Here is a 25,904-nt window from a genome sequence, read left to right on the forward strand (position 1 = left end):
CCTTCTAGCTAAATCATTTTGTCGTCGATGCGTGTCGCGTTCTGAGCTTGTATGCAGAGAAATGCAGTTAGATCAAGGATTGAAGCGATCCGGCCATCGCCAGCGAGAGACGAGGTAGGGCTTGTCGGCCTCGAAGGCTGCGGCCTGTGCTTCGATGTGCGCCTCGGGACTTGTCCCACTATTCGCGAGCAGAATGTGTGAGGCGACCCAGGCAAGATAGAGCGGTGTCAGCGCGCCGAGCAGGTGGCCACGGTTGATCGTGCGCAGACGCCACGCGAGAATAAAGTCGTACACGATGCGCGCCCAGAGAGCATCGGGCATACGGAAGCTTGCAGGCGGCATCTGCGAGAGGCGTTTCAGGCCGAGCAGGGAGTTCGGCGGCAGGACGAGTGACCAGATCTCGTGGAGGTTGGTGTACGCGATGCGGAACGAATCGAGCATCGGCTGCACGTCCGGCATGCTTGTGTCGGTGACTGGAGGGAAGCTGGTAGTGGGAGGCTGAATGCCGCGAGCGCGCTGCCAGTAGCTTGCCTTCAGTTCGACGTCGCTGAATAGCGAGCCCGTGATCTGGGCAAGCAGCGAGTTGAGGTCTGGCGAGTTCGGCTGCGGAATGATTCGTGTGCCTACTTCAATCTCCGTAATGGAGAAGTTCGCAGAAGCAGCTTCGGCGATGGGCCAGATTAGAGCGTCGTTCTGGTTGACGGCGGTAAACTTCTGCGCCGCGGTGGCAAGGCGTTCTGCCATGCGTATGGAGAGGCCGAGGTCGAGCGCCAGCGGGTAGCGTGGCGCGGCTCCGTAGATGGCTCGGCTGACTGGATAGAGAATGGCCGAATTGACTAGGCCGTCACGAGGACCCACGTCGTAGCAAGCGACGGCAAGATCAACGCGGGTCGCTGCAAGCGCTAATTCGCGCAGTGCACCCGGATGCAGCGATTGTGCATCGGCGCCGAGCACGAGGCACGTTGCGGCTTGGTGCTCCTTCGCAATCCTATAGGTGTTGAGGTAGTCGGCGGCCGAAAGCACCCAGCAGTTGGGCGAAGGAGCCGGAGGCGTGTAGGGTACCAGTTGAATCGCTTCCGACGGTATCGTTATCTCCGTGGCGTCGGGAGAAGCCACCAGAACGTCTTGACCAGGGAAGGCCGTGGTGAGATTGGCGAGTATCATCTGCAGAGAGTCGTGAGGAAAAGACCCCAGGCTGACGAGCAGGCCAGGAATTTTGCCCGGTTCGGCGGGTGTATACGCTGCTGTTGCGGTAGTCGTTTCGAGATTAGCCATCGGACTTTCTTCTTCCTGGAGGTGGCGGCACTTCTATATCGGATGCTACTTGATCAAGGCAAGAATACCGGCAAGAGGAATACGGACCCATGCGGGACGATTGTTCAGTTCGTACAGAAGCTCATAGAGCGACTTCTCCAGAAGATACGCATCGAGAAGCAGTTGCGCCTGCCGGGGCTTCGGTATGAGATGCGGATCAGCACTGACGGTCTGTTTATAAGCACGTAGAAACTCGGTCGCGACGGCATTCTGCCAGAGGCGCGCCCAGGGCTCGATGCTTCTCGCGGCTTCAGGGCGGCGCTGCGAGAACTGCTCCAGACCAGCGTAAGCTGCGTAGCTGAAGGATCGCAACATGCCGGCAACGTCCTTGAGGGGTGACTGCTTGGCGCGGCGTTCAACAAGCGGGCGGGCGGGTTCGCCTTCGAAGTCGAGGATGACGTAGTCGGCTTTGGTGCGGAGAATCTGACCGAGATGATAGTCGCCGTGGATGCGGGTGCGTCGTCCTGCCTCGGCGGGCGGTGTGGCACCGATGGCGCTGGCGCGGGAAAAGAGATCGATGCGTCGGCTGAGGAGGAGCGCGGCGCTGTCGGCGGTGAGGTCCGGAAGCTGGGACATACCGCGCTTCATGGCCTCGAGCGTCTGATTGATCTGGGTGTCGATGCGTTTGGCGTCGGCGGAGAGTGCGTCGGTGGTGAAGGGTTCGGAGGCAAAGGCCGGATCGTCAGTTGGCGTGGCGAGCGCGAGGTGCATCTCAGCGGTGCGTCGTCCAAGCAGGGCGGCTGCGTCTAGGTAGAGTCCGGCGTGTTCGAGTGCGAGTGCAGGTGTTGCCGTGTCCTTGAGGAAGCTGGGAGTGCTGCCGAGATCTTCCGGTATGGGACAGTTAGCGCAACTGTCGTAGTAGCGGCTTAGCTCGTCGAGCGTCCACTGCCAGCCATCTCCCTCGTTCTGGACCAGGCCTTGCAGCATGGCGAGAGTGGTTGGCTCGCCGCTGGTGGAGTTGAGGGTAATGTCGCCGAGGAATGGAGCGATGCGTGGGAAGTGAGCCACGTCCGTGAGGAAGCGACCGATCTCTGTATCGGGGTTCTCGCCCGGCTGCAGGCGGCGAAAGAGCTTCATGATGAGCTTGCCGCCGTAGAGGATTGAGGTGTTCGACTGCTCGGCCGAACCGGTTCGCGCGGGTAGCGTGCCGGTGCCGCGCAATTCGTCAAAGGCCGAACTCTTGTTGCCGCGCACCGTGTCTGGATGGGTGTGCAGACTGGCTGAGGAGTTGGGATCGACGTGCGGGTAGAGTTCGTGGGGCCGTAGATGGACCTCAGCATCCTGATGGAGCAGGACCGCCTCAGCATCCCCTGTCGCAATTGCCTCCGTCGCTGTCTTCCCGGTTTCGGCTGCACTGAGTGATGCCGCTACTTCGAGAGCCGCTGTGGTCGTGGTGTTGAGTGGTAGTGAGGTGTCCGTCTCGATAAGCGATAACAGCGTCTGGCGCAAGTCTTCGCGAGCAACAGCATCGTGCAGTACGGCTGGTCCTGTTGGAGTATTGAGAGTGGCGAGGACGGTGGCCGGAGCGGTTGCGAGGATGACTTCGGCATCGTGACCGGTAGTGAAGGCGAGCGGGAACTGATAGGTCTGTGCCGTGCCGTCCGTGTAGGTCAGGTTGAGGAAGAAGATTGCCGTGCCGAGGGTGCTCGCCTGCGGGAGCGCGGAGGTCGGCAGGATCAGCGGATCGACAAGCCCGGGCGTGTTGCTGTGCGGCGTAGTGCTTTGCTCGCTCATGCCCGGCATTTCAATCCACTCGGTGACCTGGACGTTCTGAATGGTGCGCGACTTTGCTCCGAACCAGCGCTGGTTGGGAAGGTACTTCGGCAGGGCCTCCTGCAACAGCGCGAGACCGTGACCGGACAGAAGACCCGACCAGCCCTTGGTGAGCAAATCGAGCGCTGGCTCCTCGTCCTCTTCATCAGAGGTGACGATCGGTGCCGGCGCTTCTACCTGCTGCGGCGCAGGCTGAAGTTCGAGCCAGAGGAACGAGTAGGGCGCGACCGTCAGTGGGTAGGGGGCGGTCGTGATCGGCGGGAAGGAGACATAGCCGAGCATCTCGACTGGCTGCATACCGGCAAACTTGCTGAGGTCGAGCGAGACCGGCTGGGCGAATCGGGAGAGATTTGCCACGCAAAGAACGGTCTCGACGTTCGAGAATGAGTTGGGAATAGAGGCAGCCGTCTCCTGCGCGGAGGCAGCGTCCGGGTCATAGCGACGGACGTAGGCGAGGATCTTGCGGTTCTCAGGGCTCAGGAATTCAAGCGTGCCGCGACCGAAGACCTGGAAGAGCTTCCGCAGCGCGATCATGTTGCGTGTCCAGTGCAGAAGTGAGGATTGATCGGACTGCTGGGCCTCTACGTTGATCGCCTGATAGCCCCAGATGGGGTCCATGATGACGGGGAAGTAGAGCTTCGCGGGCACGGCCTTGCTGAAGCCGGCGTTGCGATCGGAGTTCCACTGCATCGGCGTGCGAACACCATTACGGTCGCCGAGATAGATATTGTCACCCATGCCGATCTCGTCGCCGTAGTACATGATCGGCGTGCCGGGGAAGCTGAGGAGCAGGGAGTTGAGAAGCTCGATGCGGCGACGATTGTTGTCTACGAGGGGCGCCAGGCGGCGACGGATGCCGACATTGATGCGCATGCGGGAGTCTGCGGCGTAGGCAAGGTTCATGTAGTCGCGCTCGTCGTCCGTGACCATCTCGAGGGTGAGTTCGTCGTGGTTGCGAAGAAAGAGACCCCACTGGCAGCTGTCGGGGATGGCGGGCGTCTGCGCCATGATGTCAGTGATCGGGAGCCGGTCTTCCTGCCGAAGTGCCATGTAGATGCGCGGCATCAGTGGGAAGTGGAAGGCCATGTGGCATTCATCGCCATCGCCGAAGTAGGGGCGTACGTCGGCAGGCCACATGTTGGCTTCAGCGAGTACAAGGCGGTTGCTATATTCAGCGTCGATGACAGCGCGAATCTGCTTGATCTTTTCGTGGGTCTCGGGGACGTTCTCACAGGAGGTGCCATCGCGCTCGACGAGGTAGGGGATCGCGTCAAGACGAAGGGCGTCGACGCCCATATCCATCCAAAAGCGCATGGCGTTGAGAACCTCATCCATGACGCGGGGATTATCGAAGTTGAGATCGGGCTGATGGGAGAAGAAGCGGTGCCAGTAGTACTGCTGTGCGACCTCGTCCCAGGTCCAATTCGATTTTTCGGTATCGGTAAAGATGATGCGTACGCCCTTATAGAGTTCTTGCGTATCAGACCAAACATACATGTCGCGCTCAGGTGACCCGGGAGGAGCGAGCCGGGCGGCCTGGAACCACGGATGCTGATCGCTGGTGTGATTGATGACAAGCTCAATCATCACCTGCATGTCGCGCAGATGGGCCTCGTTAAGGAACTGTTGGAAGTCGTCGATGGTGCCGTAGCTAGGATTTACGCTGGTGTAGTCGGAGATGTCGTAGCCGTCATCGCGCAGGGGCGAAGGCATAAACGGGAGCAGCCAGATGCAGGTAACGCCAAGGTCCTGCAGGTAATCGAGCTTCGAGAGCAAGCCCTGGAAGTCGCCAATGCCATCACCATTCGAGTCCATAAAGGCTCGAACGTGGATCTCGTAGATGATGGCGTCCTTGTACCAAAGGGGATCGGAGGCGCTGCCGGCTTTCTTCAAAAGAGACACTCTGCTTTCTTTTAGACGATCTTTCTGGTGACGCGAAGGATATGGGCAGGCATTACGTCGGGTCGAAGCGCGACGTAGTTGCTGCGGCCATTCCACTGATAGTGTGTGCCGGTGAGGAGGTCTTCTACATCGAAGGTCTGCTCATGCGGGATACCGAGATTCTTGAGATCCAATTCTATCCAGCCCGCCTGCTCCTGCGTCGGATCAAGGTTGATGGCCACGAGGATGATATTCTCGACGCCGTCACTCGAAGCAGATTTGCTGTAGCAGAGAAGCTGCGAGTTATCGACTGGGTGGAAGTGTAGCGAGAGGTCGCTCTGCAGTGCGACGTTTTCGCGCCGAATCTTGTTCACGGTCGTGATGAGCGGTGCCAGGCTGGTGTCAATGGAGCGATCCCAGTGGCGAATCTGGTACTTCTCGCTATCGAGGTACTCTTCGCTGACAGGCTTTGCGGGGCGGCCCTCGCTCAACTCAAAAGCCGGCCCGTAGATACCGTAGTTGGCGCCAAGCGTCGCTGCGAGGATGAGGCGCTGCATAAATGCAGGTCGTCCGCCGGTCTGGAGAGAAGCGTGGAGAATGTCCGGTGTGTTCGGCCAGATATTCGGGTGAAAGAAGTCAGTGACCGGAGGCTTGGTGATCTCTTCGAAGTAGGTCTGCAACTCGGCTTTTTCGGTTCGCCATGTGAAGTAAGTGTAGGACTGGGTAAACCCTCCCTTGGCCAGCGAATACATGACGTGCGGGCGCGTGAAGGCTTCAGCAAGGAAAAGCACGTCGGGGTGGCTATCGTGGATCTCGGCGATGCACCACTCCCAGAATGGCAGGGCTTTGGTGTGCGGATTGTCGACGCGGAAGATCTTCACACCGTGACGAACCCAGTAGGTGAAGACGGAAAGTAGTTCCTCCCACAGACCGCGCCAGTCCGGTGATTCAAAGTTGAGCGGATAGATGTCCTGATACTTTTTGGGCGGATTTTCGGCGTACTGAATGGAGCCGTCCGGGCGAATGATGAACCAGTCCGGGTGTTCTTTGACCCACGGGTGGTCGGGTGAGCATTGGAAGGCGATGTCGAGCGCCAGTTCCATGTGGTTCTTCCCGGCTGCGGTCACAAGCTTCTTGAAGTCAACCATCGTGCCAAGCTCGGGCAGGATGGATTTGTGGCCACCCTCCGCTGCGCCGATAGCCCATGGACTGCCAAGGTCCCCAGGTTCTGCAGTGACTCGGTTGTTCGGACCCTTGCGATAGGCCACGCCAATCGGGTGGATTGGCGGCATGTAGAGTACGTCGAAGCCCATTGCTGCAATCTCCGGCAGGCGGGCAGCTACGTCGGCGAGGGTTCCATGCCGGCTGGGGTCTGGAGACGCTGACCTGGGAAAAAGCTCGTACCATGTGGAGTATCGCGCGCGTTCACGATCCACCCAGATGGGCAGATCCTGCTCGTACTTCGTCGCGAGGGACAAATCGGGATAGCGACCGACCACCGCAATAATCTCGTCGGTAATTGGATTTTCGTAGTTGAAGGCGTTCTGGTCAGCCATCCAGCGAAGCGAAGCGGCGATTTCTTCGAGATGCTTGGCATCGCGACTCTTGGCGCGTGATGCCGCCTGGTCGACGAGGAGCGCTCCTGAACGCAGAGCCAAAGGAATGTCCTGCGTGGGCACGTTAACGGTGGGCTGCTTAGGGTCCGGTTGCGCCGCCAACCGCTTCTTCAGATCGTCAGACCAGGTATCGAAATGATCGACCCACGCCTGAATGGTGTATTGCCAGGTTCCAAGTTTGTCGACGGTGAAGTCAGCCGACCAGAGATCATTGTTGATAGCGGTGAACTGTGCTGTTCTCCATCGGCGCTCGCCCTCGAACTTGTACAAAAGGCGAGCGGCGACGTGGTCGTGTCCATCCCCAAAGGCGGCACAGGTTACGGTTACGACGTCCCCGATGATTCTCTTAACTGGATAGCGACCACCGTTGACCTGGGGTGATACCTCTTCGATGACAATACGTTTGCGGCCCTCAGCAGGTTTCATTGCGTCAAATCTCACTTACTTCTAGTTTGAGCGTTGTTGGAAAGAGCATTCGATCGGCTCACGCTTCGCATCTTATTCATGCTAGTGCCAATCAGTACAGATGCCATGTGGGCGGTCGGCGGTTGCTGACAGGGACGCATTGGTGGCACTGTGATTATCGACGGAACATGTGAGGGACCTTTGGGACAATCGGCGATCGGGCGCGAAGAGAGTAAACCACTTCACGCTGCACTCATTGAAGACTATGCCATGATTGGCGATACATTGACTGGCGCGCTGGTGTCGCGCGATGGGTCGATCGATTGGCTCTGCTGGCCGAACTTCTCTTCCGGTGCCTGCTTTGCCGCTCTACTTGGCACAAAGGACCATGGTCATTGGCAGATTTTTCCGACAAAAAAGTTTCAGTCGTGTAAACGCCAGTACGTACTCAACACGATGATCCTTGAAACTCGCCTGGAAACCTCGACGGGCGAGGTGCTGATCACAGATTTCATGCCGCCAGCGGTTGATAGTGCGCAGAAGCTACGGAGCCTTCACTCAACTCTAGTCCGGATTGTGACGGGGGTGAGAGGCAAGGTCGAGATGAAGATGGACCTTGCGATCCGATTTGACTATGGCCGAACCGTGCCATGGGTTACTAAAAGCGATCATGAGTTACGCGCCGTTGCAGGGCCCGATATGGTCGTCCTGCGAGTAAAGTGTCACGGCGTTCGGCAGGTTCCGCTTGATGGAGAGGGGCTATCGACCGTCAGCACCTTCAGCGTGCGCGAGGGCGAGACGGTCGAATTTATTCTGACCAACTCATCCTCACTCGAACCGGTAACAGATGAAATTGATGCCAAGGCAGCGCTTACGGACACCCAGAAGTATTGGGAGGAATGGACGTCGCGCAGCAACTATAAGGGGGATTACGCCGACGTCGTCAATCGCTCTCTAATGACCCTAAAGGCGCTAACGTATCGACCATCGGGCGGTGTAGTCGCTGCCTTGACGACCTCCTTGCCGGAGAAGATTGGCGGGGAGCGCAACTGGGACTATCGCTACTGCTGGTTGCGAGACACCTCCTTCACGCTGATGGTGCTGATTCACGCGGGGTACACGGAAGAGGCCGTAGCGTGGCGCCGGTGGTTGCTGCGTGCGGTCGCCGGTTCGCCTGAGCAGGTGCAGACGATCTATGGAATCTACGGCGAGCGCCAGTTGCCGGAGTGGAACGCGGACTGGCTGCCGGGCTACGAGCATTCGCTCCCCGTTCACGTCGGAAACGGTGCTGTCGATCAGTTCCAGCTTGACGTATTCGGGGAGGTCGTCGCGGCACTTTCGCAGACTCCTCAGGCTGAGGATGATATCCGCGTCTCAGCGAGTGCGTTGCAGGGGGCGATCGTGAATCATCTATGTAAGGTCTGGCCGGAACCTGATGAGGGTATCTGGGAGGTGCGCGGGCCAAGACGGCACTTCACACACTCAAAGGTTATGGCATGGGTGGCCCTCGACCGCGCCATCAAGCAGCACGAGCGGTATGACGGTGCTTCCGTTGACCTGAAGCGATGGAAGAAGAACCGCGACATGCTGCATAAGGAGATCTGCGACAAGGGCTTTGACAAGAAGCTGAACAGCTTCACGCAGTCGTACGGCTCGAAGGCGCTCGACGCCTCCTGCCTGCGCATTGTGCTGGTTGGTTTCCTCCCTCCGGAGGATGCGCGCATCCGTGGCACCGTCGCGGCCATTGAGAAGCAGCTGATGAAAGATGGCTTCGTGATGCGTTACGATAGCAACAAGTCGAGCGACGGCCTTCCCGGCGGCGAGGGCGCTTTCCTGGCGTGCAGCTTCTGGATGGTCACGAACCTTTGGCTGATCGGGCGCAAGAGCGATGCCCTCAAGTTGTTCGATCGCCTGCTCTCATTGCGTAATGACGTAGGCCTGCTTTCGGAAGAATACGACCCGGTTGCGAAGCGGATGCTTGGAAATTTTCCACAGGCGCTTTCACACATTGCGCTGATTCACGCTGCATTTACGATCTCTGGCGCTTGGCGTCCCGAGAAATGGGATCCGAACCTTTAGCTTGGAGCTACGTGTGCAACCCCGGGCATGCGGGGTTGCTCTAACTCAGAACTACCTTGTGGAACTGTTGAATTACTGTGCCGTGCGTTCTCCAACCTTTTTTGATCGGCGCTGATGACCATGTTACGAACTCCAGGTTCCACCTATAGGGTGCAACTTCACAAAGATTTTACGTTTGACGACGCAGCCAAAATTGCTCCGTATCTTCAGGACCTCGGGGTGACGCATATTTATTGCTCCCCCTATTTACAAGCATCGCCGGGCAGCATGCACGGGTACGACGTCGTCGACCATCAGCGTGTCAACGACGAGCTTGGTGGCAGGGCAGCGCATGGCCGTTTTTGCAGGACCCTCGGCGATCTTGGACTTGGGCAAATTCTCGATATCGTTCCGAATCACATGTCGCTTGGCCGGGAGAATCGCTACTGGTGGGATGTGCTTGAGAATGGCACGTCGAGTCGCTATGCTTCGTTCTTCGACATCGACTGGCAACCGCAGGAGGAACGCCTTCGCGATAAGGTACTGGTGCCAGTGCTCGCGGATCAGTATGGTCGCGTTCTGCAGGCTGGCGGCATCAAGGTTGTTCGCAGTGGCACGACATTTCTCGTTGAGGCGGCGAGCCAATCGCTGCCCGTTTCGCCACGCTCGCTTCCAGTGATTCTCAGCCGTGCTGCCGGCTACGCAAAGTCCGACACGTTGAATTTTCTTGCAGCTTCATTCGGGCGGCTGCCCGAGCCGGAGTTGTGGGACCGATGGAAGATCCTCGACCGCCATCGCGATAAAGATGTGCTGATGGGACTGCTGCAGCGCCTATGTGCTGAAGAGCCGGGAGTCTGTGAGGCGATCGATCGCTCCGTCAATGAGCTCAATGCAAATCTTGATGGCCTCGACGATTTTCTCAACCAACAGAACTATCGCCTCGCCTACTGGAAGACTGCAGATCAGCAGCTAGGCTACCGCCGTTTCTTCGACGTCAATACGCTGATTGGTCTGCGGATCGAGCGCGAGCACGTGTTTGAAGAGACGCACGCGCTGATCCTCGACTGGCTGGAGCGCAGGGTACTTGATGGTGTTCGCGTCGATCATCCAGATGGCCTTCGTGATCCACTCGAATACTTCAAGCGGCTCCGTGCGGCGGCCCCGGATGCATGGATTGTGGGCGAGAAGATCCTTGAGCCCGGCGAGTTTCTGAGGGAGAGCTGGCCGATCGAGGGTACCAGCGGCTATGACTTTCTGAATGTTGCGAATGCAGTGCTGATGCGTCACGAAGGCTTGCTGGAACTCAACACTATCTATGGCGACTTCACTGGCGAGTCCACCGACTTCAAGCTGATTGCGCACGACAAGAAGATCAACGTTACGCAGGAAGCGCTTGGAAGCGATGTCAATCGGTTGACCACGATCTTCGTGGAGATTTGTGAGGACAATCGTAACGAGCGAGACTACACACGCGCCGAGATGCGGCGTGCCTTGCGCGAAGTGTCCGCATGTTTCCAGGTGTACCGAACATACGTCGTGCCGGAACGTGGCGAGATCACCGAAGAAGATCGCTCACACATCACGCAGGCCACCGAATGTGCGAAGAAGAACCGGCAGGATATCGACGGAGGTCTCTTCGACTTCTTACGCGATGTCCTCACCATGGATGTGAAGGGTAAGCGCGAGTCGGAATTTTTGCTGCGCTTCCAGCAGTTCACCAGCCCGGTCATGGCAAAGGGCGTGGAAGATACCGCCTTCTATTGCTATAACCGCCTTACCGGGTTGAACGAGGTAGGCAGCGATCCCGGCGAGGATGGCCTGACTGTCGAAGAGTTCCACGCCTACAACGCGAAGATGCAGGCGACGCACCCCCTGACTATGACGACGCTGTCGACTCACGACACCAAGCGAAGCGATGATGTCCGCGCCCGGCTTGCAGTGTTGTCAGAGATGCCGGGCAAATTTGGCGCAGCGGTGCAGCGCTGGTCACGAATGAACAATTCGCTAAAAACTAACCAGATGCCGGACCGAAATACCGAGTACTTCTACTATCAGACGCTGATTGGCGCGTGGCCGCTCACGGTTGAACGTGCCCAGGCCTACATGGCCAAGGCGACGCGAGAAGCCAAGCAGCAGACATCGTGGGTAGCGAATAACAAAGACTTTGAAGAAGCGCTGAATAAGTTCATCGAATCGACAATCAGCTCACCTGCATTCGTCGAAAAGCTCGAACAGTTTGTAGAGCGCGTCAAGGCTGCAGGCCGAGCCAACTCCCTTGCGCAGACGCTGCTGAAGTACACCGTGCCAGGCGTGCCGGACCTGTACCAGGGGAGCGAATTGTGGGATCTCAGCCTCGTCGATCCGGATAACCGTCGACCCGTAGATTACACGGAGCGACTGAATTTGTTGAAAGAGCTGCGCACCCTATCCGTGCCAGAAGCAGCGAGGCTCGCGGTCCAGCGGATGGATGAAGGTATGCCGAAATTGTGGACGATTCACCGCGCGCTGCTGCTGCGAAAAGAACATCGCGAGTGGTTCAGTGGTGATGCTGCCTACGTGCCACTCATAGTAGAAGGTAAGTCGGCTCAGCATGCTATCGCTTACCTTCGTGGGGAGTCCGTTGTCACGGTTGTCCCAAGGCTGTCATACACGTTGAATGGAGCATGGCAGAAGACCACAGTCCAACTGCCCGAAGGACGTTGGAAGAATCGATTGACAGACGCAGTTCTGCAGGGCGGTACGGTCGCGATTGAAACGCTCCTCAAAGATTTTCCAGTAGCGCTACTAACGCGAGAGGTGGAGAGCGATGTTTGAGTTTCAGGTATGGGCGCCCAAGGCAAAGAAGGTATCGGTAGAAGTAGCGGACACCTGCAATGAGATGACTGGGCCCGACAAGCACGGCATGTGGAAAGCCTCAGTCGCCGCGGCTGAGTACGGCATGGACTACGCATTTTTGCTCAACGACGAACCCGTGGCCTTTCCAGACCCTCGCAGCGCATGGCAGCCACACACCGTTCACGGACCCTCGCGCCTCTACGATCAATCGGTCTTCGAATGGCATGATGAGCGCTGGCAGGGCCCGCCGCTGGCCGGCGCAGTCATCTACGAACTGCACATCGGCACCTTTACAGAAGCAGGCACATTCGACGCGGCCATTGAGCGACTCGACTATTTGTTCGATCTCGGGATCACCCACATCGAGATCATGCCCGTCGCTGCCTTTCCAGGCGACCACGGCTGGGGCTACGACGGAGTCTCACTCTTTGCCGTTCGGGATATTTATGGCGGCCCCGATGGTCTAAAACGGCTGGTCGATGCATGCCACGTTCGCGGGCTCGCTGTCCTGCTCGACGTTGTTTATAACCACTTCGGCCCGGTTGGAAACTACACCTGCAAGTTCGGCCCCTACACCACAGATCGTCACCACACCCCGTGGGGTAGTGCAATGAATTTTGAGGCAGAGGGCAGTGACGAAGTGCGACGGTACTTCTGCGACAACGCCCTTATGTGGATGCGCGACTATCACATGGACGGTCTCCGCCTTGATGCCGTGCATGAGTTTGTGGATCGGTCGGCCATTCATTTTATGGAGCAACTCTCTTCTGAAGTGGATGTGCTGTCCGCAAGGCTCGGTCGCCGATTGGTTCTCATCGCCGAAAGCGATCTGAACGATCCGCGCATAGTGACCCCGCGCGAGGCAAAAGGCTATGGCATGGATGCCCAGTGGAGCGATGACTTTCATCACGCGCTCTTCACGCTTCTGCATCTCGACGAGGGCAACGGCTACTACGACGACTTCGGGTCGTTCTCCGATCTGGCCAAAGCGCTGACAAAGATGTTCGTCTACGATGGCAACTTCTCGAGCTATCGCGATCGTAGCCACGGGCGTCCCGTCGATGGGCTCTCGGCGCACCACTTTATCGGATTCATCCAGAATCACGATCAGGTAGGCAATCGCGCTACCGGCGACAGGCTGCAACACATCGTCGGCATGGCTCGCGCCAAGGTCGCAGCCGGCATTGTGCTGACGGCACCGTTTATTCCCATGCTCTTCCAAGGCGAGGAGTACGCCGCTTCAACCCCATTCCAATACTTTGCCGACCATGAAGACCCGGAAATGGCCAAAGCAGTCTCTGAAGGAAGGAAACGGGAGTTCGCGGCGTTCGGTTGGAACGCCGGAGAAATTCCCGATCCCGAGAAGCGTGAGACCTTCGAGCGATCAAAACTCGACTGGACCGAGATCCATGAGGGGGAGCATGGCGAGATGCTGGAATGGGTAAAATCGCTCATCCACTTCCGACGCAACTCCGTCTCGCTGAATGATGGTGATACCGGACACGTCAAAGTGCAGTTCGATGAGGACAAGCGCTGGCTCACGATGGATCGTGGCGCGGTAAGAGTCGCCTGGAACCTCGGCGAAGAGACCGTGGAATTGAAGAACCCGGACTCCTGGCCAATCAGTCTGTCGTCCAACCCAGGGATTGCGCTCACCGAAACCGGCATCGCCCTTCCACCGGATAGCTTTGCTGTGCTCAGCACACAAACATCCTAGGCGGCGACACGTTGGCGCCTGAAAGTTCAGGGCGCCAACATTCTTTTCGTTCGAAATGATACTGATCAGCTAATCTTAAGCCTTATATCTGACAATTGAGTAGATCGGCATGGAGAGTCGTTCTATCGACAGCAATACGTACGATAGAAACTTTCTCCTCTCCTATCCGTATTATCTTCAACGGGCATTGTTCACCGTCGCTCCTACTAGCGGCTTTGGATCAATCCGCGCGGGCTCAGGATTAAGCTTAAGGATGTCTATGATGGCGTGGAAATTAAGTGGTTCATTGGCAGTCTTCCTGGCCGGTGCGATGGCTATCTCCGCATCAAGCACCTCGATGTCAACGCCTGCCTTCGCGCAGGCTCCGGCGGCTACGCCAGCGGCGCGACAGATCGGTACCGTCAAGGCTGTAGCGGGTAACACTCTTACCATCTCCACTGACACCGGTGCGCAGCAGGTCACGGTGACTGTCGCTGACGGCGCGCGTATCGTGCAACTGGCTCCTGGCAGCACCGACCTCAAAGCAGCCCAGGCGATCGCTCTGACCGATATCGGTGTGGGCGATCGAATCCTGGTTACGGGCAAGCCCGGCGAGGCGCCAGATGCTTTCGCCGCCAGCCGCGTCATTTTGATGAAGTCTGGTGATCTCGCCCAAAAGCATGCGGCCGAGCAGGCCGACTGGCAGAAGCGCGGCATGGGCGGCATCGTGAATGCCGTCGATGGCGCTTCGATGACGATCTCGTCCGGAGCAAAAAAAGTCCAGGTCGTCACGTCGAGCACCACGGTCTTTCGTCGTTACGCGGGGGACTCGATCAAATTCGAGGACGCGAAGCCCGGCACGGTGGCACAGATCCAGGCTGGCGACCAGCTTGAGGTTCGCGGAGCAAAGTCCGAGGACGGCACGTCGATCCAGGCTGAGGAGGTCGTGAGCGGCTCCTTCAAGAATCTCTCCGGAACACTTGCAACGATCAATCCTTCGAGTGGCACAATCACACTGAAAGATCTGACGACCAAGAAGATGATGACGGTCACCCTGACCGCAAACTCTGACATTCGCAAGCTGCCACCGGAGGTTGCCGCTCGGTTCGCAGCGCGTCAGCGTGGTGGCGCAGCCGGTGCAGCCGGAGAAGGTGCCGCAGCAGCGCCCGCTGCACGTCCTGCTCCTGTGGCAGGCGAAGCAGGTGGCCAGGGCGGCGCGCGGGCAGGTGGTCGCTCCGCCGGTATGGACCTCTCGAAGATGCTGGCGCGCCTGCCCGCTGCAACGCTTGCGGATCTCCACACAGGCGATGCCGTGATGATCGTTGGCTCGCAATCGCAGACCGGATCTGACGCTGTCACCGCAGTTACGTTGCTCGCGGGTGTCGAACCCATTCTTGCTGCAACGCCGACCGGAACGCAGACCATGACGCTCTCCCCATGGTCAGTTGGTGGCGGAGCCCCTGAAGGTGGCGGCGGTCCGCAGTAGGCTCGCCGTGTTGACCGAAGTTTGTCGTGGTTGGTGTACGGATCTGAAGCACTGTCATTTTGTAATTGAGGAGTTGGAATGTCTTTTCGCTTGAGCCTTAAGTTCGTCCTGTTGCTTGCATTTGGGATCTCGTCATCCGTCGCTGGGTTTGCTCAGCAGACAGGAAGCACCGTTCGGGGTGTGGTCGCTGACCCGGACAGCGCCGTAATCCCGGGAGCAACCGTGACGCTGACTCCTGCCTCTGGGAAGGCTTCCACAACGGAGTCGCAAAGCGATGGAACATACACCGTCCGGAACCTGGCCCCCGGTACCTACTCAATCACCGTAACGATGAACGGATTCGCTACGTTCGTGCGGCAGGGCGTTAAGATTGCATCCGCCCAGACCCTCACGCTTGACGCAAAAATGGCCATCCAGGATCAAGAGCAAGTTATTCAGGTCACCACGCAAAACAACACCCTCAGCGTGGATCAGGATAGTAACGCAAGTTCGACCGTCATCAAGGGTAAGGATCTGGAGGCGCTCTCCGATGATCCCGATGAGCTCTCCTCTGAGTTGACTGCACTCGCTGGTCCCGCAGCCGGACCAAACGGAGGTCAGATCTACGTTGATGGCTTCACAGGTGGCCAACTGCCGCCGAAGTCCTCCATTCGCGAAATTCGTATCAACCAGAATCCTTTCTCGGCACAATACGACAAGCTCGGCTACGGACGCGTTGAGGTCTTCACGAAGCCCGGTACGGACAAGTTCCACGGCTCAGGCCAGCTCAATGCCAACGATTCTTCGTTCAACACCGGCAGCCCGTTGCTGAATAGCGGCCTTAGCTCAAGCCTCGCACCAGTTGTGCAGCCGCCGTATCACACGATTTTCTTCTTCGGGAATCTCACCGGACCCATCTCCAAGAACGCATCATTCTCGGCCGGTGGCTCTCACCGCTCTATCCAGGACAATGCCATCGTGAACGGAACCGTCGTCGGTTCCGCCACAAACCCCATCTGCGGTCCGGGCGACACGACGTGCGTTTTGACTCCCTACCAGGCAGCCGTTCCGGTGCCGCAATCCCGCTCCGACTTCACGCCGCGTCTCGATCTCGCGTTCGGTCAGAAGAATACTCTGACTGCTCGCTACCAATATGAACAGAACGACCAGACCAACAACGGTGTCGGTAGCTTCGTCACCGCAACCGCTGGAAGCAGCACAGCGAGTTCTGAAAATACAATCCAGATCAGCGATACCCAGATCGTCAGCAACCGGATCATCAATGAGACCCGGTTCGAGTATCAACGGGAAGCTGCGGCAGTAAATGCAACGAGCACGGCGGCTGCAGTCAGCGTTCAGGGTGCCTTCACGGCCGGTGGCTCCAGCGCCGGCAGTTCAAGCGACATTCAGAACCACTTCGAAGGTCAGAACTATACCTCCATTCAGTTGAAGAAGAACTTCATCCGTCTTGGTGGGCGCCTGCGCACAACGACGGACAACAACATCTCCGTTGCCAACCCCAACGGCGTGTTCACCTACGTCAATCCAGCCGCCTATATTGCAAATAATCCGAGCCAGTTCACCATCACCAAGGTCAACAGTGGCTCAAAGGCAACTACTGTCGACGTAGGCGTTTACGCAGAGGATGACTGGAAGGTCAAGCCGAATCTGACCGTTAGCTACGGTATCCGCTACGAGGCACAGAACTTCATCTCGGAGCGCCACGACATCACGCCGCGCCTCTCCTTCGCCTACGGCCTGGGCAGTGCAAAAGGAACACCGAAGACTGTGCTGCGCGGCGGCTTCGGTATCTTCTACGACCGCTTCACGCTTGCTGACCAACTGATTACGCAGCAGGAGAATGGCATCAGCCAGTCACGTTCGATTGCGATTTTCAACACACCACCGGCCCAGGTCTGCTCGCCGACCACAGTAAGTGCCTGCCTCGCCTCCGCTGCATTGCGAGGAAATCAGACCTATGTCTCCGCGTCGAATCTGAGGTCTCCGTACACGATGCAGTTTGCGATCGGGGCGGACCAGCAACTGTTTCGTGGCGCGACGCTCTCGCTGAACTACCTGCATGCAGTCGGCAATCACCAGTTCATCAGCCTGGTCACCTCGACGGCTCCGGTCCAGTATCAGTTCAGCTCCGAAGGTACCTTCAAGCAAAACCAACTGATCGCCAACTTCAACCTTCGCAGCAGCCGGTACTACTCGCTCTTCGGTTATTACGCTCTCAACTTCGCGAACTCTGACACCGCCGGAGCATCGTCCTTCCCGACGAACTCGAACAACATCCGCGCCGATTACGGCCGCGCTACCTTCTCTACTCGCAACCGCCTGTTTCTTGGCGGCTCGATCACCGCTCCCTTCCACATCGCGATCAGCCCCTTCGTGATCGCAGCTTCAGGAACGCCCTACAACATCACCACCGGCACCGACGTCAACGGCGACAGCCAGTACACCGATCGTCCGACCTTTGCCAACGGCTCTTCCGGTCGCTGCACCGTCAAGGGCGACTTCGTTACACCCCCGAACGGTACGACGAACTACACTCCCATTCCAATCAACTACTGCACTGGCCCGGCGCTGTTCACGGCGAATGTACGAGTTTCGAAGACCTTCGGTTTCGGTCCTCTCACAGATGCTGCAGCAGCACGCGCAGCCCGAGCAAGCGGCGGAGGGCCGGGCGGTGGCGGTGCTCCTCGCGGCGGCGGTGGCCCGGGGGGTGGTGGTCCCGGTGGTGGTGGTCCCGGTGGCGGTGGTCCGGGCGGCGGTGGCGGCGGACGAGGCGGCCCAGGCGGCGGCGGTCCGGGTGGTGGGGGTGCCAGCACAGGCAAACGCTATAACCTCGCTATCGGTGCACAGGCCCAGAACCTCTTCAATTACAAGGATCTCAGCACGCCTGTAGGCACGCTGACGTCACAGCAGTTCGGCCAGTCGCTTCAGCTTGCGGGTAATCCGTACACCAGCAACTCAGCGGTCGAGCGGCTTCAGGTTTTTATGTCGTTCAACTTCTAATCGGCGATCGACAGAAAGGGAAAGGGGGTGCCAATGCGGCACCCCCTTTCTATCTCTAGGCAACTACGACAGTCTTTGCATGCATGAACTCACGCATCCCTGCTGCAGAGAGTTCACGGCCATAACCCGAATGCTTCGTCCCGCCAAAGGGCAGACGCGAATCGCTGGCCACCATCACATTCACGAAGACTGATCCTGCCTGCAGTTCGGCCACAAAGCGCTGCTGCTCAGCCTGCTCTTGTGTCCACACAGAAGCACCAAGGCCAAAGGGTGTGTCGTTCGCCAGCGCAATCGCTTCGTCCATATCTGCCACCCGAAAGAGCAGTGCAACGGGCCCGAAGAACTCCTCGCGATATACAGCACAACTTCGCGGCAGGTCGACCAGAACTGTCGGCTCAAAGTAGAAACCATCGCCCACCATCCGCACCCCGCCAGTCAGGATGCGAGCGCCTGCCTCAATCGCTTCAGAGACCTGCTGCTCCAGTCGCTCGAGGATACGTGCGCTCGCCAGCGGCCCCACATCGATGTCGTCGCGCATAGGATCGCCAACCCGCATGGCCTCCATGCCAGCGACAAACCTCTGCTCGAACTCCTCATAGATCGAGTCCGCGATGATGAAACGTTTTGCGGCTATGCAGGATTGCCCGTTGTTCACACACCGCGCCCGCACCGCGATCTCTACCGCATGATCGAGGTCTGCAGAAGCCATGACGATGAACGGATCGCTGCCCCCTAGCTCGAGCACAGACTTCTTGATCAGCCTTCCTGCGAGTGAAGCAACGGCGCTCCCAGCGGCCTCGCTCCCGGTAAGTGATACCGCCTTGACGCGCTCATCCGATATCACCACTTCTGTCTGCTCCACCTCGATCAGCAGTGCCTGAAAGATGCCGCGCGGAAACCCTGCTCGCCGCACCAGCGACTCAATCGCAAGCGCACATTGCGGCACATTCGGAGCATGCTTCAGCAGTCCCGCATTGCCAGCCATCAACGCAGGCACAAGAAAACGAAAGACCTGCCAGAAGGGGAAGTTCCATGGCATCACCGCCAGCACAACGCCCATCGGCTCCCAGCAGACATAGCTCTGGCTCAACTCCGTAGCAATCGCAATGGGCGTCAGCATCTCGGCAGCGTGGTCCGCATAGTATCTGCAGCAGGTGGCGCATTTCAGCGCCTCCTGCCGTGCGGCATCAAGCGGCTTTCCCATCTCGAGCGTCATCACCTGTGCCAGGTCGTCAGCTTCCTGCTCAAGCTGTGCCGCCAGTTTTCGCATCCACATCGCACGATGTTCCAGAGGAACCTGCCGGTATGCGCGAAAAGCCTCATCCGCTCGATCGATCTTCTGCAGGATCGCCTCTGCAGTAAGCGCCTCAAAGCTGCGAACCAACGCCCCCGTAGCAGGATTGATGGAGGCAATTGCCATGGCTATGCCGTACCTTCCGGCTCCGAGGCAAGTCGCCCAAGCGTCGCCGCCAGCACCTTGGTCCCGCGCACAATGTCGGCGTCGCTGGCATACTCATCAGGCCGATGGCTCACACCATTCCGGCAAGGAATGAAGATCATCGCGACTGGCGCAAGCTGTGCAATGAACAGAGAGTCGTGATACGCCCGGCTGACCATCTTCTTCGTTGCAATCTCTAATTCTTCGCAGACCTCCTCGATCACACGGATGATATGCGGGGAGCTCTGCGTCGGATCATCCGCATTCACCATCGTCTCCTCGATCTCAACTCCACGCTTGAGCCGAAGCGCATCGCAATCCGCCCGCACAGCCCGCATCACGTCCTCTCGGCGCACAGGGTCGGTGTCGCGAACATCGACCTGTAGCGTCACGCGACTCGGCACACCATTCACCGCACCCGGATACACCTCACAGGTCCCCACAGTCGCCACCGTATCGACTCCACCCGATGCAGCATTCGCTGCCAGCGCATGACGTTCAATCGACAGAATCAGCTCGGCGGCGGCACACAGTGCATCGCGTCGATCCGGCATCAGCAGCGCGCCAGCATGACCGCCAAAACCGCTGATCGTAAACCGATAACCTGCCGGAGCCGCGATGTCCGTGACGATACCAATAGTCAGCCCCTCACGCTCAAGAAGAGGCCCCTGCTCGATATGCAACTCCACCCATGCGTGATAAAAATCCGCAGGCAAGCGCACATCGATAAGCGAACCACGAAAGCCCGCAGCCTCGCGAACCTCCGCAAGCGTACTTCCGCTCGCATCCACTAAAGCATCCGCGCGCTTTACATCCAGCACGCCCGAGATCAGCCTGCTCCCCAGGCAGCCTATGCCAAAGCGCGTCGGCTCCTCCGACGTAAGCAGGAGAAGTTCAATGGACCTTAGCGGCTTGAACCCACTCTCCTTCAGTGCCCGCATCGCCTCCAGCCCACCCAGCACTCCTACGGTGCCGTCGTACATGCCCGCATGCGGAATCGCATCGACATGCGAGCCCGTTCCCACGGCAGACAACTCCGGCTTAGCCCCGACCCAGCGAATAAACGTGTTACCAACAGCATCCTCGCGAACGCCAAACCCTGCTGCCTCGGCAAGCTCCTTCAGCCATGCGCGCGCCCGCAGATCATCCTCTGTAAACACAACGCGCGTCACGGCTATCCCAATGGCCGAAGGCTCAATACCGGTGAATCCAGCCAGCGTCTTCAACTCGCCGATCAGCCGCTCTTCATTAACCTGAAACTGCATCGCCTCTCCTGTCACCACCCTCTAAGCGAGCGGATGCCGATTCCAATCCTTGTAGATCAGGTACTTCGCAGGCTGCTTGCCCAGCGCGCCAAACCACTGCGGACAGAAGGGTGCCATCCAGATGAAATCGCCCGCCGTCACCGGATACCACGCATCACCAAGCCGATAGATGCCGCCACCCTCTAGCATCAAGAGGCCATGCTCCATCACATGCACTTCAACCATGCTCAACGCGGCACCCGGTTGATAGGTCATCGTATTTACCGCGAAATCAAAGGCCGCATCCGCAGGCAGCAATCCCCGCACCTGCAGGTCGTCATCACCCATCAGGGCTGTCGGCACAACCAAATCTTCGTGCCCAATCAGCACCGCAGGCGCAGCCGTACGTGCACTCGCCACATAGTTCTTCTCGATCACCGCCACCTTCGCAGTCTGGGGCGCATGCAGTCGATGCGTGGTCCCGGCAGGAAGATACGCGAAGCTGCCAGATGTCAGAGCATGGGTCGAACCTTCAACCGTAAGCTCCGCCTCGCCCGCAAGCAGATAGAAGAACCGTTGCGCGGACGTAGCTCCAAGGGTTCCCCCGGCCTCCAACTCCGCCGTGTATTGCGTAAACTGTGCACCCGCAGCAGGAGCGATATGGACGATTGCCGTCGCCCCGCTCATCCCCGGCAGGGGCGCGCGTACGAAGGTGTCCGGTGTCTGAAGAAGATGGTCGCGCTGATTCGTGCTGCGTGTCTCGCCGAGCTTGTGCATGGGCCGTCCTGTTTCTAGACGTTAGCCTACAGCAGCATCGTCACGATCTCGCAGTGTCTTTATAAACACCATCGCCGTCGCCAGCGCAGCCTCGACATCCTGCGGCAGCACCGCCTCATCCGGATGGTGGCTCAACCCACCTGGACTTCGCAGGAACAGCATGACGGAAGGAACCAGTTCGGCGACGATCATCGCATCGTGTCCCGCGCCGCTCGTCATTCTCTCCGTGGGATAGCCCGCAAACCGTGCCGCAGAGAGAAGCCGCTCCACCAACTCCACATCCATCGGTACGGCAGCCTGTTCGTGCATCTTCGTAGCCGCGACCCTGACACCGCGCGAGACAGCAGCAAACTCAGCCCGGCTCAGCAGCGCAGCCACAGCCGTGTGGCGCACCTCATTTCGCGCGTGCCGCACATCGAGCGAAACCGTCACCTCGCCCGCGATCACATTTACTGCCCCGGGGCTTGCATCAATGCGCCCGACCGTAGCGACCAGGCCGTCATGGCAGAGCGCATACTGCTCCACTTCCACGATCCAGTGCGCCGCCGCTGCGAGCGCATCGTGCCGCAGACGCATCGGTGTCGTACCCGCATGGTTCGCTTGCCCGGTAAAGATAAGCTGCAGCCGCGTCTGACCCGCGATCGCATCCACGACCCCCAGCGACCGGTCCACACTTTCAAGCACCGGCCCCTGCTCGATATGAAACTCAAGATATGCGAAGGTCTCCGGCGCAAACTGCGCATCCTCAAGCCTTTCAGGATCGAGTCCAAAGGTCCGCAGCGCATTCGTAATACTGACCCCGCCTCTGTCGGTGCGCGCAAGCGTCTCTGCGTCGAGTTTGCCCATCAGTGCAAGGCTACCCAGAAAAGGCTTGCCGAAGCGAACACCCTCTTCTTCCGAAAAGCCGACGACCTCAATCGCGAATGGAAGCCTCTCGCCGCGAAGCTCTTCAATCACAGCTACCCCAAGCACCACCCCGAGCACGCCATCGAACGCGCCCGCATTCGGAACAGTATCCAGATGCGAAGCGATCATCAGTCTCGGAGCGTCTTCGATCGCAGCAGCATAGAACCCGCGCAGATTGCCCGCCGCATCCACGCGAACGGTCATCCCCGCAGCTTCCATCCACCCAAGCAAATCCTGATGAACGTCACGCGCAGCAGGCGACAGAAAGAGCCGCGTCGTCTCGCCTGCGACGTCGGTGTGCTTCGCGAGCAACCGGCATCGTGCAATCACTTCGTCTGCGCTGATATGTCGCTCCGGCATCATGCGACAGCAGGCCTCCTGCGGATGCGTGCTTCGATATAGCCATGCGGCTCATCGGTAGGCACAAAGATCTCGTTCGGATTGTCGAGCCCAAAACGGGACAGATCCACCAGCAGGCAGTGCTTGTTCGGCATCGCAAGCTCTATCTCGTCCACATCGCTGACCGCTCCGAGCGCGTCCTCAGCCATCGCGTAGAGCGTCTCCTGGACGGATTTGCTCTTGTGGTTCGCAAAGGTCCGCAGCATCGTCTCGCGCATCGTCGAACGTGCCGCCTCGAAGTCGATGTCCGTCCTCACGTAATGCCACTCCGCACGCACCGAAGTCCCGAAGACGCGATCCGAAGTCTCCTTCAGCGTAGTCAGCGAGTCCTGAATATAACCCTCAAACCCGGAGTCGGCCGTCTTCAAAACATGCATATGATCAAGGCCTGAGAGAATCTTGAAGCTGCCGCCCTGCGCCCGCTCCACGTGAGTCGTCTGCACCTCGGCGCTGCCATGCATGAAGGCACTGGGATGCGGTTCGCCATCCACCGTCAGCCGCTTCCATAGCGCAGCCTCGATGCGGATTGCCGCCGATGAGATCTGCACATTGCGACCCAGCAGAAAATCCGCGAGCTCCATCGCGTACGCCTCCATCGACGTCGCCTTGGACTGCCGTGCCACAAAGTAGACCGTATTCTTCATCGTGTCGGTCGCAAGAATCTTGCTGTTATCGCCTGCGGTGTGAGCTGAGTCGAAGTCCCCCTTCAGTAGCACCTGCACCGTCCACTCACGCACCTCGTTGCCATGCGGATGCCGAGTCACCTTCATCAGGCGCACGCGCGATTTACCATAGCGGTTTTCAGCGATCTCAATCATGCAGTCAGCTCCCTCGGTAGGTCGTATAGCCATTGGCAGTCAGCAGCAGGGGAACGTGGTAATGCTGCTCCGTATTTGTAACCGTGAAGGTAATCTCCACGCACGGATACAAACCTTCAACCATTTGCAACTTATAGTAGTCCGCTGTAGCGAAGCGAATTTTATAGTGAGCAGTCCGAAGCAAATGCGATTCCGGCAGCAGTTGCTTGCATCGCCCATCCTCATCTGTGCTGGTTGCATGAAGCTCGATCCACCCACCGCCCTCCGCAATCGACAACACCACCGGAACCCATGCCGCAGGTCGTCCCAGTGCTGTATCGAGAATGTGTGTCGAAATTCCCATGCCTACCTGCCCTCCAGCCATCGCCGTAAGCGAAGCTGCGTAATCTGCCGCTGGTGCTCCGCCGCTTCGTATAGTTCTGTCATCGGATCATTGCCCATGCGGCCTTCCAGTATCCCAAGAATATCCGCAGCCGACCGCCCTGACGCGCACACAATGAAGATGCGCCCGAACTTCGCCTCATACCTTGCATTGCCTTCTGCGAGTGCAACCACCGCAGCCTCATCCGGCGACATCGCGGCCTGCTGCTCCTGCTCCGACCATCGCAGCGACTCCGCTGTAGCCTGCTTCTCCACCTGCCGCTGCCCGATGCGCGGATGGCTATCAAACGCCTCCTGCCACGCCGCCTCGGGCAATGCCTTCCAAACCTTGTCCGAAGCAGCAAACAAGACAGCATCCGTCGCAATCGGCCGACGTGATGCCAGCTCCTCGGCCCATAGGGACGATCCACAGCAGGGAAGCACCTCCCGCGCCGCCGTCGCCACATCAAGCAGGTTCCACCGCTCAAGCACCTCGCTCATAGTCCCTTACTCACCAGCGCCCGTCCACGGATCCCCGGCATCACTGCCCCATTGCGAAACACAGCCTCACCACGAAGATACGTCGCCCGCACCACACCCTGCAGCGCCTCTCCAAGGTAGGGCGAGATGGGATGCCGATAGTGCAGCCGATCCGCGCTCACGACAAACGCAGCCTCAGGATCAAACACAGTAAAGTTCGCCTCGCGCCCAGCCTCAAGCCTACCCACCTCACCCTCCATCCCCGCAAGCTTCGCAGGCGCAGCACTCATCCACCGCACAACATCATTCAGCCCGAACCCGCGCCGCACACAGTCCGTCCACACCACAGGCAGTGCCACCGACAAACTCGCAATCCCACCCCAGGCACGGTCAAACCGTCCGATTTCAACCTGCTTCATCACCGGTGGACACGGCGAGTGATCTGTCACCACCATATCGATCAAGCCCTCGCGCAGGGCCCCCCAAAGCTCCTCACGATTCGCCACCCCGCGGATCGGCGGCGCACACTTCAGCAGCGTAGCTCCATCCGCAATCTCCTCCGCAGCAAAGTGCAGGTAGTGTGGACACGTCTCAACCGTAATCGGCAGTCCCTCCGCCCGGGCCGCTCGCAGATCCGCCAGGGCCATCGCTGTAGAGAGATGAACGATGTGCAGCCGAAATCCAAACTCCCGGCACAGCCGAATCATCAACCGCACAGCCTCCACCTCCGCCTCATCCGGTCGCGAGGCAAGATACGTCGCATACCGTCGCCAGTCTTCCCCCACCACTGCCGTAGTTGCTCTGTCGATCGGCCCTGCCAGCTCCGCATGCACCAGCAGCGGCAAGCCCGACTCCGCAATGAACGGCAGCGCTCGCTCCAACTGCTCCAGGTCGATCATCGTGAAGCCGTCGCACCCCGGATAGATCAGAAAGCACTTGTATCCCGGCACACCCGCCCGCGCCAGCGGCAGCAGGTCTGCCTGGTTGTCCGCAACCGCTCCGCCCCAGCTAGCCCAGTCGACAACACACTGTCCCTCGGCCACACCTCGCTTTTCTTCAAGCGCCGCCACGGTAGTCGTCTCCGGAAGGCAGTTCAGCGGCATATCCACCAGCGTCGTATACCCACCCGCAGCCGCCGCTCGTGTCGCCGTGGCAAAGCCCTCCCACTCGGTCCTGCCCGGCTCATTGATGTGGACATGCGTGTCCACCAGCCCCGGCAGCAGCGCAGCCGCGCCAAAATCCTCCACACGTGCATCGCCCGGAATCTCCGCTACATTACATACCGCAAGAATCCGACCGCCCTCCACAAGGAGCGCACCGGGCCGCGTACCCCCGGGTGTTACAACGCGTTGCGAGACAAAGGCATGTGCCATAATTTGTGTATCTGAATACCTTACCCGCGACCCACCCGTTGCGCG

16 protein-coding genes are annotated in these 25,904 nt (G+C 58.9%); 5 read left to right on the plus strand and 11 right to left on the minus strand.

Annotated features, from left to right (window positions below; translation table 11 throughout):
• Nucleotides 1-72: 72 nt before the first annotated feature.
• Genes OHL20_RS11570 through OHL20_RS11580 form a run of 3 tightly spaced genes read right to left on the minus strand, consistent with a single transcriptional unit; the run spans nucleotide 73 to nucleotide 7,010 of the window.
• Nucleotides 73-1,275, minus strand: a complete 1,203-nt coding sequence (locus OHL20_RS11570; RefSeq protein ID WP_263383340.1) for a hypothetical protein — start codon at nucleotides 1,273-1,275, stop codon at nucleotides 73-75.
• Between the two features lie 45 nt (nucleotides 1,276-1,320).
• Nucleotides 1,321-4,980: a maltose alpha-D-glucosyltransferase gene (treS, locus tag OHL20_RS11575; RefSeq protein ID WP_263384998.1), complete on the minus strand. Its 3,660-nt coding sequence runs from the start codon at nucleotides 4,978-4,980 to the stop codon at nucleotides 1,321-1,323.
• 20 nt (nucleotides 4,981-5,000) lie between these two features.
• On the minus strand, nucleotides 5,001-7,010 hold the full coding sequence (locus OHL20_RS11580; RefSeq protein ID WP_263383341.1) for an alpha-1,4-glucan--maltose-1-phosphate maltosyltransferase: 2,010 nt from the start codon (nucleotides 7,008-7,010) through the stop codon (nucleotides 5,001-5,003).
• Between the two features lie 150 nt (nucleotides 7,011-7,160).
• On the opposite strand from OHL20_RS11580, the gene OHL20_RS11585 reads away from it, so the two are divergent.
• The 5 genes from OHL20_RS11585 (at nucleotide 7,161) to OHL20_RS11605 (ending at nucleotide 18,064) form a co-directional block, all read left to right on the plus strand.
• Nucleotides 7,161-9,068, plus strand: a complete 1,908-nt coding sequence (locus tag OHL20_RS11585) for a glycoside hydrolase family 15 protein (protein WP_263383342.1) — start codon at nucleotides 7,161-7,163, stop codon at nucleotides 9,066-9,068.
• 114 nt (nucleotides 9,069-9,182) lie between these two features.
• Nucleotides 9,183-11,861: a malto-oligosyltrehalose synthase gene (treY, locus tag OHL20_RS11590; RefSeq protein ID WP_317890955.1), complete on the plus strand. Its 2,679-nt coding sequence runs from the start codon at nucleotides 9,183-9,185 to the stop codon at nucleotides 11,859-11,861.
• The gene (gene treZ / locus OHL20_RS11595) at nucleotides 11,854-13,599 is read left to right on the plus strand and encodes a malto-oligosyltrehalose trehalohydrolase (RefSeq protein ID WP_263383343.1); all 1,746 of its coding nucleotides are present in this window, start codon (nucleotides 11,854-11,856) and stop codon (nucleotides 13,597-13,599) included. Before treY ends, treZ begins: the two co-directional genes overlap by 8 nt.
• A gap of 259 nt (nucleotides 13,600-13,858) precedes the next feature.
• On the plus strand, nucleotides 13,859-15,064 hold the full coding sequence (locus tag OHL20_RS11600) for a hypothetical protein (protein ID WP_263383344.1): 1,206 nt from the start codon (nucleotides 13,859-13,861) through the stop codon (nucleotides 15,062-15,064).
• A 78-nt stretch (nucleotides 15,065-15,142) separates the two neighbouring features.
• Entirely contained in the window at nucleotides 15,143-18,064 is a 2,922-nt protein-coding gene (locus tag OHL20_RS11605) for a TonB-dependent receptor (RefSeq protein ID WP_263383345.1), read from the plus strand.
• A 55-nt stretch (nucleotides 18,065-18,119) separates the two neighbouring features.
• Here OHL20_RS11605 and OHL20_RS11610 read toward each other — a convergent pair whose 3' ends face one another.
• Genes OHL20_RS11610 through allB form a run of 8 tightly spaced genes read right to left on the minus strand, consistent with a single transcriptional unit; the run spans nucleotide 18,120 to nucleotide 25,859 of the window.
• On the minus strand, nucleotides 18,120-19,484 hold the full coding sequence (locus tag OHL20_RS11610) for an NAD-dependent succinate-semialdehyde dehydrogenase (protein WP_263383346.1): 1,365 nt from the start codon (nucleotides 19,482-19,484) through the stop codon (nucleotides 18,120-18,122).
• Nucleotides 19,485-19,486: 2 nt separating this feature from the next.
• On the minus strand, nucleotides 19,487-20,767 hold the full coding sequence (locus OHL20_RS11615; protein WP_263383347.1) for a M20 family metallo-hydrolase: 1,281 nt from the start codon (nucleotides 20,765-20,767) through the stop codon (nucleotides 19,487-19,489).
• A 21-nt stretch (nucleotides 20,768-20,788) separates the two neighbouring features.
• The gene (gene allE / locus OHL20_RS11620; protein WP_263383348.1) at nucleotides 20,789-21,523 is read right to left on the minus strand and encodes a (S)-ureidoglycine aminohydrolase; all 735 of its coding nucleotides are present in this window, start codon (nucleotides 21,521-21,523) and stop codon (nucleotides 20,789-20,791) included.
• A 21-nt stretch (nucleotides 21,524-21,544) separates the two neighbouring features.
• The gene (locus OHL20_RS11625) at nucleotides 21,545-22,792 is read right to left on the minus strand and encodes an allantoate amidohydrolase (protein ID WP_263383349.1); all 1,248 of its coding nucleotides are present in this window, start codon (nucleotides 22,790-22,792) and stop codon (nucleotides 21,545-21,547) included.
• On the minus strand, nucleotides 22,789-23,646 hold the full coding sequence (gene pucL, locus OHL20_RS11630) for a factor-independent urate hydroxylase (RefSeq protein WP_263383350.1): 858 nt from the start codon (nucleotides 23,644-23,646) through the stop codon (nucleotides 22,789-22,791). The genes OHL20_RS11625 and pucL overlap by 4 nt, the downstream gene beginning before the upstream one ends.
• A gap of 4 nt (nucleotides 23,647-23,650) precedes the next feature.
• Nucleotides 23,651-23,989, minus strand: a complete 339-nt coding sequence (gene uraH, locus OHL20_RS11635; RefSeq protein ID WP_263383351.1) for a hydroxyisourate hydrolase — start codon at nucleotides 23,987-23,989, stop codon at nucleotides 23,651-23,653.
• A 2-nt stretch (nucleotides 23,990-23,991) separates the two neighbouring features.
• Nucleotides 23,992-24,507: a 2-oxo-4-hydroxy-4-carboxy-5-ureidoimidazoline decarboxylase gene (gene uraD / locus OHL20_RS11640; RefSeq protein ID WP_263383352.1), complete on the minus strand. Its 516-nt coding sequence runs from the start codon at nucleotides 24,505-24,507 to the stop codon at nucleotides 23,992-23,994.
• Nucleotides 24,504-25,859, minus strand: a complete 1,356-nt coding sequence (gene allB / locus OHL20_RS11645) for an allantoinase AllB (protein WP_263383353.1) — start codon at nucleotides 25,857-25,859, stop codon at nucleotides 24,504-24,506. Before allB ends, uraD begins: the two co-directional genes overlap by 4 nt.
• Between the last annotated feature and the right edge of the window lie 45 nt (nucleotides 25,860-25,904).

This window comes from Granulicella arctica, from assembly GCF_025685605.1.
GTDB classification, from domain to species: Bacteria; Acidobacteriota; Terriglobia; order Terriglobales; family Acidobacteriaceae; genus Edaphobacter; species Edaphobacter arcticus.